Source organism: Pseudomonas sp. SORGH_AS_0199 (genome assembly GCF_031453735.1).
GTDB classification, from domain to species: Bacteria; Pseudomonadota; Gammaproteobacteria; order Pseudomonadales; family Pseudomonadaceae; genus Chryseomonas; species Chryseomonas aestiva.
The window spans coordinates 3,807,557-3,820,433 of the sequence record NZ_JAVJAE010000001.1 but is presented as its reverse complement, the minus strand read 5'-3'; the positions used below and the strand labels follow the sequence as shown (position 1 = coordinate 3,820,433).

Annotated in this window: 11 protein-coding genes; 10 read left to right on the top strand and 1 reads right to left on the bottom strand. The window is 68.2% G+C overall.

The features are described 5' to 3' along the window. From sctJ to QE444_RS17805, 10 genes are all read left to right on the top strand, one after another. The gene (gene sctJ, locus QE444_RS17850) at window positions 1–780 is read left to right on the top strand and encodes a type III secretion system inner membrane ring lipoprotein SctJ (protein ID WP_309740441.1); all 780 of its coding nucleotides are present in this window, start codon (window positions 1–3) and stop codon (window positions 778–780) included. Next, on the top strand, window positions 777–1,355 hold the full coding sequence (locus QE444_RS17845) for a hypothetical protein (protein WP_309740439.1): 579 nt from the start codon (window positions 777–779) through the stop codon (window positions 1,353–1,355). The genes sctJ and QE444_RS17845 overlap by 4 nt, the downstream gene beginning before the upstream one ends. Further along, window positions 1,348–1,929: an HrpE/YscL family type III secretion apparatus protein gene (locus QE444_RS17840; RefSeq protein WP_309740437.1), complete on the top strand. Its 582-nt coding sequence runs from the start codon at window positions 1,348–1,350 to the stop codon at window positions 1,927–1,929. Before QE444_RS17845 ends, QE444_RS17840 begins: the two co-directional genes overlap by 8 nt. Further along, window positions 1,919–3,247, top strand: a complete 1,329-nt coding sequence (locus tag QE444_RS17835; protein ID WP_309740434.1) for a FliI/YscN family ATPase — start codon at window positions 1,919–1,921, stop codon at window positions 3,245–3,247. The genes QE444_RS17840 and QE444_RS17835 overlap by 11 nt, the downstream gene beginning before the upstream one ends. Window positions 3,248–3,697: 450 nt before the next feature. Next, window positions 3,698–4,669: a type III secretion system cytoplasmic ring protein SctQ gene (sctQ, locus tag QE444_RS17830; RefSeq protein WP_309740429.1), complete on the top strand. Its 972-nt coding sequence runs from the start codon at window positions 3,698–3,700 to the stop codon at window positions 4,667–4,669. Beyond that, the gene (gene sctR, locus QE444_RS17825) at window positions 4,666–5,322 is read left to right on the top strand and encodes a type III secretion system export apparatus subunit SctR (RefSeq protein WP_309740427.1); all 657 of its coding nucleotides are present in this window, start codon (window positions 4,666–4,668) and stop codon (window positions 5,320–5,322) included. The genes sctQ and sctR overlap by 4 nt, the downstream gene beginning before the upstream one ends. A 3-nt stretch (window positions 5,323–5,325) precedes the next feature. Then, a complete protein-coding gene (locus QE444_RS17820; RefSeq protein ID WP_115946921.1) occupies window positions 5,326–5,595 on the top strand; it encodes an EscS/YscS/HrcS family type III secretion system export apparatus protein in 270 nt (89 codons plus the stop codon). Next, window positions 5,596–6,411: a type III secretion system export apparatus subunit SctT gene (sctT, locus tag QE444_RS17815; RefSeq protein ID WP_309740423.1), complete on the top strand. Its 816-nt coding sequence runs from the start codon at window positions 5,596–5,598 to the stop codon at window positions 6,409–6,411. A gap of 3 nt (window positions 6,412–6,414) precedes the next feature. Then, window positions 6,415–7,464 (top strand): EscU/YscU/HrcU family type III secretion system export apparatus switch protein, encoded by a 1,050-nt coding sequence (locus tag QE444_RS17810; protein WP_309740422.1) that lies wholly within the window; start codon window positions 6,415–6,417, stop codon window positions 7,462–7,464. 132 nt (window positions 7,465–7,596) lie between these two features. Next, a complete protein-coding gene (locus QE444_RS17805; protein ID WP_309740420.1) occupies window positions 7,597–11,148 on the top strand; it encodes a hypothetical protein in 3,552 nt (1,183 codons plus the stop codon). A 56-nt stretch (window positions 11,149–11,204) separates the two neighbouring features. Here the strand turns inward: QE444_RS17805 and QE444_RS17800 are convergent, their stop codons facing one another. Then, window positions 11,205–12,752, bottom strand: a complete 1,548-nt coding sequence (locus QE444_RS17800) for a winged helix-turn-helix domain-containing protein (RefSeq protein WP_309740417.1) — start codon at window positions 12,750–12,752, stop codon at window positions 11,205–11,207. Window positions 12,753–12,877: the final 125 nt, after the last annotated feature.

Here is a 12,877-nt window from a genome sequence, read left to right as displayed (position 1 = left end):
ATGAGTACCGCCTGGTTGCGTAGAAGTCTGCTGTTGCTCTGCCTGGCGCTGCATGGCTGCGGCGGTACCACGCTTTACACCGATCTCAGTGAGCGGGAAGCCAATACGATGGCCGCTGCGCTGCTGCGCGCCGGTATCGCCGTCGAGCGGCTGGCCCAGGATGACGGCAAGGTCACCCTGAAGGTAGACGAAGCCCGCTTGGCCGAGGCGGTCCATATCCTGAACGAGGCGGGACTGCCCGAGTCGCGCTTCGATAATCTCGGCCAGGTGTTCAAGACCAACGGGCTGGTGTCCTCGCCGATGCAGGAGCGGGCGCAGATGATCTATGCCTTGAGCCAGGAATTGGCTCACAGCATCTCCGAAATCGACGGCATCCGCTCGGCGCGGGTCCACGTGGTGCTGCCGGACAACGACCTGCTCAAACGAGTGATCTCGCCGTCGTCGGCTTCGGTACTGGTGCGCTATGGCAAGGGCACTGACATCGGACTGCTGTTGCCGCAGATCAAGACGCTGGTGGCGAGAGGGATCGCCGGTCTGACCTACGAGAACGTCTCGGTGACGGCCATCGAGGCCGTCGAGCCGCAGCCGAGTACGGCGCCGGTCATCCAACCGTTCCTCGGGCTGCAATTGACGGCGTCCAGCCTGCCGTGGGCGCGAACCCTGGCCAGCGGTGTATTGCTACTGGTGCTCGGTCTCGCGGCGGCCCTGGCATGGAGCCTGGGGCGGCGCCGGTCGCGATCCGCAGCACCGGTCGTCTACAGCCTGGAGTCCCGCGAATGACCCCTGCACCGGCAGTGACCTTTGATCCACTGGAGCTGTTCGACGATGCCTTCCTCGCCGCCTGTTTTCCTGGCGCGCTGGGCGTGGCAGAGGCGGGCGTGCTGCGTCAGGCGCGTTGGTGCACCGAGGCGGCAGCAGTCATCGCCGAGGTTCATGACCTGCCGGCCTGGGCAGGCGGCGCGCTGGCGAGTGGCGATATCGCCTTGCTCCGCAGCGGCGCCGCGGGACTGCAGCGGGTAGCACTGCGCTGCGGTGCGGTACGCCAGGCGAGCGCGCTCAACGCCGAGATTCGCGGCGAGTATCGCCGGGTGTTCGAGGCCGAGCTGGGCGCCGATGCCCTGGGCTTCGCGCGGCGCCATCCCGCACCCCCGGACGCGCGGCCACCGCTGCCCGCCACCCGAGTGATCGAGGCGGTGCGGACGGAGGGGGCTGCCTGTCTCGACGCCTGGCTCGCCATCCTCCCACCGCCGGTCATGGCCTGGGTGCGGCTCGGGTTGGCACTTCCCGTGGCCGGCGCTCAGGACGGTGATGCCGAGCTGTTCCGCCGATTGGCCGAGGAGGGCGGTAATGTCTGACTTGCCCCGGCAACCCACGGCGCGGGTGATTCGCGCTGCCGAAGCCAATGCCTGGCGCGATGGCTTCGCGCTGCTGGAGGCGGCACGCCGTATGCTGGCCGAGCAGCAGGCGATCACCGAGGCCGCGCGCGCCCTGGCCTATGAGGAGGGCTTGGCGGAGGGTCGCCGCGCTGCCGAGCGCGAGGCGGTCGGGCAACTGGCTGAGCTGAAGCTACGCGTGCAGGCGTACCTGGCTGGCCTCGAACCAGCCCTGGCCGAGCTGGCCGTGGGCACCGCGCAGCAGGTGGTGGCGGACTGGCCCTTCGCCGACCGGCTGCGTGGCGCGACGCGGCGGGCCTTGACCGCCTTTCACGACGAGCAGGAGCTGGTGCTCTACCTGGCCCGCGAGAGCTTCACCCCCGCGATCGCCGAGGCGCTCGCCGATCTACCGCTGCGGCTGCAGGTCGACGACGAGCTGGCGGCGGGTCGTGCGCGCCTGTGCAGTCCGGCGGCCTGCGTCGAGGTCACCCTGGACGTCCAGTGGGCGGCCTTGCGCCAGGCCTTGCGACCCGCGGAGGCCAGCGATGACCGATGAACTCCAGGCCATCCTGCCACGGCTGTCCCAGCGGCTGCACCAGGCCCAGCCGCGGCCGCTGCTCGGACGGCTGCTCGGGGTGCGGGGCCTGGTGATCCAGGCCAGCCTGCCCGGCGCCCGGGTCGGCGACCAATGCGAATTGCTCGATCCCCACCGCGCAGCGCCGTTGCCGGCCGAGGTGGTGGGGCTGGACGGCGCCCAGGCGCTGCTGGCGCCCGCGGGCAGTATCGAGGGGCTGTCGCGGCACACGGCGGTCCGCCGAACCGGTCGGGCCCAGGAGGTCGCGGTGGGCGAAGCCTTGCTCGGGCGGGTGGTGGATGCCTTCGGCGCGCCCCTCGACGGTGGCCCTGCCATTGCCGCCACGGCGCTCAGTCGCTGGCCGTTGCGCGCCGCGCCGCCGGCGCCCTTCGCCCGGGAGCCGCTGGAGCGACCCCTGAGCCTCGGCGTGCGGGCGATAGATGGCCTGTTGAGCGTCGCCCAGGGCCAGCGGCTTGGGATCTTCGGCGAGCCCGGGGTAGGCAAGTCGTCGCTGCTGGGCAGCGTGATGCGGCACTGCCAAGCCGAGGTGCTGGTGATCGGCCTGATCGGTGAGCGCGGGCGCGAGGTACGGGACTTCATCGAAGGCCAGCTGGATGCCACCAGTCGGGCGCGGACGATCGCCGTGGTGGCCACCGCCGAGCGGCCGGCCGCGGAACGAGTCCGTGCCGCCCTGATGGCTACCGCCCAGGCGGAATACCATCGCGCCCAGGGCCGCCACGTCCTGCTGCTGATCGACAGCCTGACCCGCTTCGCCCGGGCACAGCGCGAGCTGGGGCTGGCTGCCGGCGAGCCGCCCACCCGGCGCGGCTATCCGCCGTCCTGTTTCGCCAGCCTGCCGGCCTTGCTGGAGCGCGCCGGTGCCACCGCGTCCGGCAGCGTGACCGCGCTGTACAGCGTGCTGACCGAAGGCGAGGCCGATCTCGATCCGATCGCCGAGGAAGTACGGTCCCTGCTCGATGGCCACCTGGTCCTCAGCGCCACCCTCGCGCAACGCAATCACTTCCCCGCCATCGACGTCCTGCGCAGTCGTAGCCGCCTCATGGAACGGGTGGTGACGCCCCAGCAGAGCGCCCAAGCCAGTCGGATCCGGGCGCTGCTGGCGCGCCATGCCGACTTGGAGCTGGTACTCGCCACCGGCGACTACAGCCCCGGTAGCGACGCCCTGAGCGATGAGGCCATCGCCCGGCGTGCGGCGATCGACGCCTTTCTGCAACAGCGCGCCGAGGAGCCGAGCACGCCGGCGGCTACCTGGCGGCACCTGGCGCAGGTGCTGGCATGAAGTCCGGCCTTGCGGATCTGCACCGGCTGCGTGAGTTACGGCATCGTCGGGCCCTGGCGGCCAGGGCGGCCCAGGTCGAGCGCGTGCGCCTGGCCGAGCAGGCGTTGCACCAGGCGCGAATCGCCGAGGGTGCCCAGGCCGAGGCTGGACGGGCAGCGCGCGCGCGGCCTTTCTCGACGCCCTGGCGCGGGACGGCGCAGGGCAGGCCCAGGGTGCTCGTGAACGCCATCGGCAGGCAGAGCATCGCCGAGCGGCCGAAACCCTGGCCGCCCGCTGCGCAGCCCTGGAAGCCCAGCTGGCGCAGGAACGCCAACAGGAATACCACCTGCGGCGGAACTTGCTCCGCCAGCAACGCCGGCTGGACGCCCTGGGCGAGCCCTTGGCGGCGGCGCAGCGGGTGGAGCTGCAGCGCCGGGAGGAGCGGATGAACGAGGCTGTGGAGGTGTCGCGATGCCCCTGACCGAGCTGGCCCTGCCTGAATGGCCACCCGCGTGCGACTGGCGGCTGCACAATCGGCTGCACCGGCCCGGCCGCCTGGCGGTGGGCGGCGTCGTGTTGCAATGGCCTTGGGCCGAGCCACCGGCTGCTGCCCAGCTGCTGTGCCTGAACATGGCTATTGCCGGAGAGGGCGCTCGGATCCGCCTGCCGGAAGCGTGGGTGGCAGCGCGGCTGGCCCCCGTCGACCTGGCGGCGACCCTGGCCTCGCCCGCGCAGGCGCGGACGCTTCTGCTGAACCTGCGCCTGGCGCCCTGGCTGGACGCCCTCGGCGCGGCCCTTGAACGGCCGGTCGCCCTGGTGACGGCGCCGGGAGAGCAACCCGCCTATCGCCTGGCGCTGGGGATCGTGGCCGAGGAGCAGGTCACCGTCGCCGACTGCGCCTTCGGTCCCGAGGCCGCTGCTTGCCTGAGGCGCTACCTGGAGCGAATGCCCGCGTCCAGCACGCCGGCATTCGCCGGTGTGCCGTTCCAGGCCCGGGTCGAGGCGGGTCGCCAGTGGCTGACCGTCGCCGAATGCCGCGCCTTGCAGCCCGGTGACGTGGTGCTGCTGGAGACGCCAGCGCCCGACAGCGCTCGTCTGGTGATCGGTGACCGGCTCGGCGCGCGGGTACGCCAGAGCGACGACGGCTGGCTGCTTAGCGAACCCCTTGGATCCCTTGACCTTGCGAGAACACCACCCATGCTCGACTCCGATCTCGACGCGACCCTGGATGAGCTGCCCCTGGAACTGATCTGCCAGGTCGGCCAGCTGCGGCTGACGCTGGCTGACCTGCGCGGCCTCGGCGAGGGCAGCGTGCTGCCGCTGAACGCCAATCCGCCCGGCCAGGTGGAGCTGCTGCTCAATGGCCGGCGCGTGGCCCTGGGCGAACTGATCAGGCTCGGCGACGGCCTGGGCGTGCGGCTGCTGCGGGTGGAGCGCGCATGACCGGCTACCAGCCCAATCTGGTCGAGATCATCCTGGTCGTCGCCACCATAGGGCTGATACCCCTGGCGGTGGTGACCCTGACCGGCTTCCTCAAGATCTCCGTGGTGTTGTTCCTCATCCGGAACGCCCTCGGCGTTCAGCAGACGCCCCCCAACCTGGTGCTCTATGGCCTGGCGCTAATCCTCTCGGTCTATGTCACCACCCCGCTGATGACGCAACTCTATGGCGCGGTGGCCGACCGGCCGCTGGAGCTGGAACGGGTGGAGCAGCTCAAGGAGCTGGGAGCCACCCTGCGCACTCCACTGCAGGAGCACCTCTCACGCTTCGCCAATCCGGGCGAGCGGCAATTCTTCCTGCAGGCCACCGAAGCGGTCTGGCCTGAGGCCGCCCGCCAGGATCTCAAGGAAGACGATCTGGTGATCTTGGTGCCGGCCTTCGTCAGCTCCGAGCTGACCCGCGCCTTCGAGATCGGCTTTCTTCTCTACCTGCCGTTCCTGGTCATCGATCTGCTGGTGGCCAACGTACTGATGGCCATGGGGATGATGATGGTGTCGCCGACGCTGATATCCATCCCGCTAAAGATCTTCCTGTTCGTGGCTCTGAGTGGCTGGTCGCGACTGATGCACGGCCTCATCCTCAGTTATGGGAGCTGATCCATGAACCAGGCGCTGTTCCAGGGCCTCATGCAGCACGCCTTGCTCACGGTCCTGCTGTTGTCGGCACCGGCGCTGCTGGTAGCCATCGTCATCGGCCTCGGAGTGGGGTTGCTGCAGGCGTTAACCCAGGTGCAGGACCAGACCCTGCCCCAAGGCGTCAAGCTGGTGGCCGTGCTGCTGGTGGTCATCTTCCTTGGTCCGCTGCTGGCGGGGCAGGTCATGGGCCTGGCGGACGAGGTGCTGAACAACTTCCCGGCTTGGACGCGCTAGATGGATTTCGCCCTGGCGCCCGATGTGCTGGAGCAGATCGTCCCGCTGCTGCAGGGCGTGGCACTGGCCGCGAGTCGTGCCACCGGCCTGGTCCTGGTGACGCCGGCCTTCAACCGGCTCGGCCTGACCGGACTGTTGCGTACCAGCGTCGCCGTGGTGATCGCGGTGCCCATGATGCTGCCGGTGCAGCAGGGCCTCGCCGCGCTGGCCGACTACTCGGGCTGGCTGATCATGGGGCTGCTGGTGAAGGAGCTGCTGATCGGCGTCACCGTCGGCCTGCTGTTCGGCATTCCGTTCTGGGCGGCGGAGGTGGCCGGCGAGCTGGTCGACCTGCAGCGGGGTTCGACCATGGCGCAGCTGGTGGACCCGGCGCAGTCCGGGGAGACCGGGATCTCCTCGACGCTGCTGTCGGTAGCCTTGATCACCCTGTTCTTCCTGTCCGGGGGCTTCATGCTCATGGTCGGTGGCTACTACGACAGCTACCGATTCTGGCCGGCCACCGCCTTCACCCCGGTGGTGGTGGCGCCGGCCCTGCAAGGCTTGCTCGCGGTGCTCGACCAGGTCATGCGGACCGGCTTGCTGATGGTGGCGCCGCTGGTGATCGCCTTGCTGATCGCCGACCTGATGCTGGCCTTTCTCGCCCGCATGGCGCCCAACATGCACATCTTCGACCTGTCGCTGGCGGTCAAGAACCTGATCTTCGCGGTCATCATGGTGCTGTACTGCGTCTACCTAGTCCCGCTCATGCTGGACCAGCTGGCGGAGTTCCGCGGCACCGTGGAGTTGCTCAAGACCCTGGCCGGCGCGGAGGGCTGAGGGGTGGCCGATACCTCGGAAGAGAAGTCCCAGCCCGCCTCGGACCGCAAGCTGCGCGAAGGGCGCCGCAAGGGCCAGACCGCGCGCAGCCAGGACATGGTCTCCGCCGTGGTGCTGCTCAGCGCCAGCCTCGCGCTGCTGGTGCTGGTCCCGCGCTTCGTCGGTCGGCTGCGGGCCTTCTTCGAGCAGGTCGCCGACCTCTATGTGCAGCCCTTCGCCGAGGTGGCGCCGCGCCTACTAGGTGATGCCCAGAGCCTGATCCTCCAGGGTTGCCTGCCGTTGTTCGCCCTAGTGGTGGTCACCGTGATCCTCACCAACTGGCTCATTACCCGTGGACCGGTATTCTCCCTGGAGCCGCTCAAGCCGCAGTTTTCCCGCATCAATCCGGTCGAAGGCCTAAAGCGCCTGTTCGCCCTGCGCAACCTCGTGGAGTTTCTTAAGGGCCTGGTCAAGGTCGGGGTGCTGTCGCTGGCCTTCTATGTCCTCGGCCGGCTGGGCCTGCAGGCGCTGCTGGAGTCGTCGCGGTGCGGCCTCGGCTGCGTCGACGCCACCTTCATCGCCGTCCTCAAGCCGTTGGCCATCACCCTGATCGTCGTTTACCTCGCGCTGGGCTTGGCGGACATCTTGTTGCAACGCTGGCTGTTCCGCCGTGACCAGCGCATGACCCGCAGCGAACAGAAGCGCGAGCGCAAGGATCTCGAAGGGGATCCGGCTATCCGCCAGGAGCGCCAGCGCCTGCGGCGCGAGACCCAGACCCTCACCAGCCGCCGTACCGGGCTGGCGGCGGCCACATTGGTGCTGGAAGGGGCCAGTGGTGAGGTGGTCGGCCTGCGCTATCGCCGGGGCGAGACACCGGTGCCGGTGGTGGTCTGCTCCGCGCAGGGCGACGGTGCTCAGGCACTGCGCCAGCAGGCCCGGGCGGCGGCGCTGCCGATCGCCGCGGTAGGCGACCTGGCGGCGCGCATCACCCGCCGCAGCGTGCCGGGCGAGCCCATTCCCGAGGCGACCTTCCAGGATGTGGCCGACCTGCTCGTGCAGGCAGGCTTGATCTAAAAGCGCCACGAATACCGTCACAAATGGGCAATTTCACAACATTTCGCAGCCATTTAACCCTGAGCGCCGCGGCCGGTTCCTAGACTGGAGGAGGCCACCCTGTCCCCACCGTCGCCTTGAAGGATTCCCGAAATGTCGACCTCACCCGTCTCCAGCAAGACTGATCGTCCCGCTGCGCCAACCCCCGACGCCCCCAGTGCCAAGCAGGGGGTGTTCCTACGTGCCCTGAAGAACAGCGGCACCACCCCGCCACGGGTGGCCGGACCGGGTGACAAGGCGCCGGCGCTGAGCGATTACGCGAGCATCGGCAAGCCCGGGGCTCAAGGCGCCGATACGGTCGTCTATGTCACCGCCGACGGTGAGCGGGTACTGGTAGCCCGTTCCACCAATCCCGCCCTCTACGAGCAGGTACTGGCCGATGCCAAGGTGCTGCCCACCGTGCAGGCACGGCTGGCGGAGGGCTATACCCTGGCCGGTGCCGATGGGCAGGCACCTGCTGTGCTGGCCGGCTATGCCGGGGTCCCCGAGCGCCTGAGCGATCGCCTGCTGGCCTACAGCACGCCTGAGGGCAAGGTGCTGGTGGACGTCTCGCGCAGCCCCGAACTCGCCAAGCAGGTCAAGGCCGATCTCGAGACCCTCGCCGCGCTCGACGGCAGCGTGGCCCAGGGCTATGAGCGCGCGGGGAGCGAGCGGGCCCCGGAAGCCGCGGACAATTACCTGAACATCGGGCCGCCGGACGAAACCGGTCCCGGGGTGATCCGCTACGAAACCCAGGACGGGCACAAGGTGGTGATCGCCGAGCGCGAGAACCCGGAGGCCTACGCCGCAGCGAAGAAGGCCTACCAGGCACTCGCCGAGGTCAACCAGCGCCAGGCGGAAGGCTATCGCGCCGCCGCGGCGAACGAGGCGCCGCCGCCCTACGTCGGTACCGACATCGAGGCCCCGGGCAAGGGTGGCACCCTCAGCTACCGGCATGGCGACGACAAGGTGGTGGTGGACCCCCACACCAATCCCGCGCTCTACGCCTACCTCGAGGGCATGCGGACCATCGAGGCGGACCCTGGGCGCTCCAGCGCCGTCCAGGGCGCCCTCGACGGCGGTGCCAGCCTCGCCGGCCTGGACGCCAAGGCGCCCAAGCTCAACGATTACCAGGAATTCCACTGGCAGGTGGGCGAGGAGGGCAACGTCCTCAGCTACCAGACCCACGATGGCCAGAACGTGGTGGTCTCCCGCGATCTCACCCCGGAACTCTTCGAACAGGTCAAGGCCGACAAGCTGCGCTGGGACAAGATCCACGCCAGCGAGAACGAGGGCTACAAGCTGGCCGGCCCGAATGACTTCATGAAGGGCGATTCCTGGACTATCGGCCCCCCGGACGAACTCACCGACGGCCTGATCCGCTATGAGACGCCCGACCAGGGCAAGGTGATCGTCTCGCGGGACCTGAGTCCCCAGCTCTACCAAGAAGTCCTGGATCGCTGGGACGCCATGAGCACCAAGCCGGTGGACGATACCCGGACCAAGTACGAGCTCAAGCCGGAGAGCGAACTGGACATCCTCGCCATGGGGACTGGCCAGCACGGCGACGGCGACAATGCTCCTGAACTCAATGTCCAGGAGCTGGCCACCAAGGACCTGATCGATGGCTACAAGAAGGGCGTGGAGGACGGCAGCATCGGCAAGGACGATCCGCGCGCCCAGCTGGTCCGCGCGCTGGAGGCCCAGGCGGCGTACCAGAACGGCCGGGGGGTGACCGGCTACGAGGAGGCGACGCGCCCCTTCAACACCACCTGGCGCGAGTCCGACGACAAGCAGACCCAGCTCACCTCGGCGGACATGCACGATTTCATCGACGGACCCAAGCTGCAGGAGCGCCTCACGGCGCTGTTCGACGACCCGACCATCCAGAAGGACTACGCCGACAAACTCAATGGCGCCCTCGAACGTATCCCCGACAAGGACAAGATCAAGCAGAACCTGATCGATACGCTCAACAGCGACGCCTACACCCGCTACCTCGATGACCTAAAGGGGCAGGGGCGGCAGAACGAAGCCAGCCAGGACGTTAACCGGATGCTGGCGGCGCTCAACGTGCTCGACCCCGAGGAGGGCAAAAAGGCGGCCCAGCGGCTGCAGGTCAATGCCCTGACCAGCGATCTCAACGAGCTGGTGGACGATCCCAGCAAGATCGAGCAGTCGGTGAAGAACAAGGCCGCCGGCGATCTCTTCACCCTGATCAAGAGCATCCTCAGTTCCTCGGCCGGCATCAGCCGGCAGACCTACAACTCCATCGACGGCTTCATCAAGGAGTTCGCCGGTGACGCCAAGCTCACCGAGGTGACCAAGGCCATCGAGGAGCTGCAGACCAAGTTCAAGAGCGGCGAGATGGTCACCGCCGACGACATCAGCAAGGCGGTACAGAAGCCCTATGTCCCCCTGGAAGACCGCGGCAAGATCGCTGGTTTCCTCGGGACACTCAACAATGCGGGCATCCTGGGCTCCTTCTCCGGCGCCCTGAGCCTGGTGTCAGGTATCTATACCCTGACCAAGGGCGGTGAGGCGCTGGCCAGCGATCCGCTGGCGCGTCTTGGAGTCGCCCGCGACTTCATCAACTTCCTCAGTATGGGGCCGCAGTTCGCCAAGCTATTCGACCAGGGGCTGTCGGTACTGGGCAAGAATGGCGTGGCCGATGCGCTGGGCGTCAGCAAGACGCTCAAGGAAAACCTCGGCGCTTCCTGGATTCCGACCTGGGACAAGCCGCCCCAGATTTCCTCAGTACCGCTCTATGTCCCGGAGCTGCCTGAGGTGACCACCGGGGTGGCGGACGAACTGCGTCGGGACGGCAATGCGATCGCCGATCGTGTGCTCAGCGAAGCGACACCGCCAGCGGCCCCCGCCGTGCCGGCTACCGGCAGTGGCAGTGGTGCGGCCGGCGGTAACGATGCCAAAGGCATCCAGGGGCTGATGGATGACCTCGCCAACAGCTCGAAGATTCCACCGGTGAAGAGTTCCACCGGGACCCGGATCGCCGGTTCCGCCCTGAAGACCCTGGGCGCGCTGAGCGACGGTGTCGGAGGCGTGGCGGACATCGTCCTAGGCGCCTTCTCGCTCAAGTCCAGCGTCGCGAGCAACGACAAGGCCGGCATCGCGATGGGCTCCTTGCAGGTGGTCAGCGGGACAATGGGGATGGCTGCCGGCGGCATCGGCATCGCCGGGCTGTTCGGCAGCGTCGGCGCGGCGTCGGCGCTCACCGGCCCGCTGTTCCTGGGAGCGCTGATCCTCGGCGGTATCGCCGCTATCGCCGGTATCTTCATCAACCACAACAAGAAGCAGAAGGCCACCGACGGCGAGGGCGACTGGTACAAGGAGCTGGCCAAGGACGGTCTGATGCAGGCGGACTGGGCGGAGAAGCTGGAGTACGCCCGCTACGAGATCCACCACTACGGTGGCCGCGATACGCCGGACGACGACAGTCTGTTCCGTTACCAGTCCAGTGAATTCGAGCACTTCAAGGACACGCCGCAGAAGGGCGGCAGCTCAAGCAATCGCCTGGATGGCACTCTGCACAAGGACTACGTATCTCCCGAAGAAGCGGCGGCCAAGGCCAAGGCCGAAGAGGAGCAGGATAGGCAGCCGGAGCGTCCGACCCGCGGGGGTGGCGGCGCCGGTGCACGGCTGGTCTAGGACAACATGCGCTACCGGGCCCGCGAGGCGGGCCCGGTAGCGCAGGGTTGGGCTGCTCAGGATAGCGGCCAGGCCTCGACCCGGTAGGAAGTCGGGCCGGTGTTGGCATAGCCGGTCAGGATGCGTGAGCGCAGCGCGATGCCGGTGACCGGCGCTGCCACGCTCAAGGGCTCATCCAGCCGTTGCCGGACCTGGCGCAGGACGAAGGCGCGGATGGTGCTATCCAGCAGATAGCGATGGATGCCATCGACGTTGTCGGCGATCAGCCAGGATTTTTCGATCAGGCTCTCGATGCACAGCAGCAGGTCGCCTCCGTGGCTATCGACGTGGGGCAGGCTGGTGGTCAGTGCCTCCAGTGGCAGGGGACGGCCATGCAGGGCCAGCTGGTTCAGGATCGCCCGCTCCTGGTCGCCCAAGCGATCATAGGTCCAGTCCAGCGCCGCCTGCAGGGAGCGATGGCGGCCGATGGCGGTCCGCCGTCCGCGCATGTCGAGGCGGAAATCCGTCTCCAGCAGGGTGAGCAGCCGCTCCAGGCCGAAGCTGGGTACCCGGGCCGCGGCCAGTTCCAGCGCCAGGGGGTTGCCATGCAGACGCGCACAGAGGTCGCGTACCAGCGCCAGGTTGTGTTCGTCCAGCTGGAAGCTGGCATCGACGGCGCGCACCCGTCGCTCGAACAGTGCCAGGGCAGGGTAGTCGGCCCAGCACAGCCGCTCCGGCGTGGCCTGCTCGGGAAACCCCAGGGGCGGAATCCGCTCGATGACTTCACCCAGGGCGCCGAGGGGTTCACGCGAGGTCACCACGACCTTTGCCAGCGGGCACTGCTCCAGCAAGCGCTCGACGAACAACGCCAGACTACCCAGCACCTGGTCGCAACCATCCAGGATCAGCAGGAATTCCTCCTGGGCCCGGGCCAGCAGCTCCTGCAGTGTGGCGCCGGGAGTGGTGCCTGGGGTACGCAGGGCGAGCTGGGTGGGCACCTCGGCATCCGCGGCCTCGCCGACGTCGACCAGGTAGACACGGCCGCCGAGCGAATCGCTCAGCGCGCGTCCGAGCGCCTGTGCTACCACCGTCTTGCCCGCGCCGGCCGGTCCGCTTAGCGTCAGCAGGCGTTGCCTGGCCAGGGTGCCGAGCAGCCGGGCAAGCAGGCTGTCGATGCCGAACAGCTCGGCGCCGCCGCCCAGCGCCGGCGTGACCTCGCGCGCGTCGGACTCGAGGGTGCAGGCCGCGACGGGTATCACGAAGCGATAGCCGCGACCCGGTACGGTGACGATGTAATCCGTGCCGGGATCATGCTCCGCCAGCAGGCGGCGGATGGCGACCATCTGGGCGCGCAGGTTGCACTCCTCGACGAAGGCGTTCGGCCAGGCGCGGGTCAGGAGTTCCTGTTTCGAAAGCAGGACCCCCGCCTGGGCGACCATGGCACCCAACAGTTCCATGGCCCGTCCGCCCAAGGGAATCGGCACGTTGTCCTTGAGCAGTTGCTGGCGCTGCGGTAGCAGCAGGAAGGGGCCGAACGCCCATCCCGTTGCTTCGGCTGACAGATTGACGACTGAATCTTCGGCCTCCTCGTGACGGAGGCCGTAAGCACCTATCGTGTCTAGCATGAATCACCCCTTTGCCTGACTGAGCCCTGGTCCCGACAGCGAAAGGCAGTGGCAAGGCCCCTGGCTCGTACCTGGTTTTTCGGAGAACCTTTGTTCTGCAGCGGCGATGCCTTCGCCGTCTTGTC

Bases quoted from the DNA above. Each gene is read 5' to 3' on its own strand.
- sctJ (WP_309740441.1), top strand. From the start codon at position 1: ATGAGTACCGCCTGGTTGCGTAGAAGTCTGCTGTTGCTCTGCCTGGCG.
- QE444_RS17845 (WP_309740439.1), top strand. From the start codon at position 777: ATGACCCCTGCACCGGCAGTGACCTTTGATCCACTGGAGCTGTTCGAC.
- QE444_RS17840 (WP_309740437.1), top strand. From the start codon at position 1,348: ATGTCTGACTTGCCCCGGCAACCCACGGCGCGGGTGATTCGCGCTGCC.
- QE444_RS17835 (WP_309740434.1), top strand. From the start codon at position 1,919: ATGACCGATGAACTCCAGGCCATCCTGCCACGGCTGTCCCAGCGGCTG.
- sctQ (WP_309740429.1), top strand. From the start codon at position 3,698: ATGCCCCTGACCGAGCTGGCCCTGCCTGAATGGCCACCCGCGTGCGAC.
- sctR (WP_309740427.1), top strand. From the start codon at position 4,666: ATGACCGGCTACCAGCCCAATCTGGTCGAGATCATCCTGGTCGTCGCC.
- QE444_RS17820 (WP_115946921.1), top strand. From the start codon at position 5,326: ATGAACCAGGCGCTGTTCCAGGGCCTCATGCAGCACGCCTTGCTCACG.
- sctT (WP_309740423.1), top strand. From the start codon at position 5,596: ATGGATTTCGCCCTGGCGCCCGATGTGCTGGAGCAGATCGTCCCGCTG.
- QE444_RS17805 (WP_309740420.1), top strand. From the start codon at position 7,597: ATGTCGACCTCACCCGTCTCCAGCAAGACTGATCGTCCCGCTGCGCCA.
- QE444_RS17800 (WP_309740417.1), bottom strand. From the start codon at position 12,752: ATGCTAGACACGATAGGTGCTTACGGCCTCCGTCACGAGGAGGCCGAA.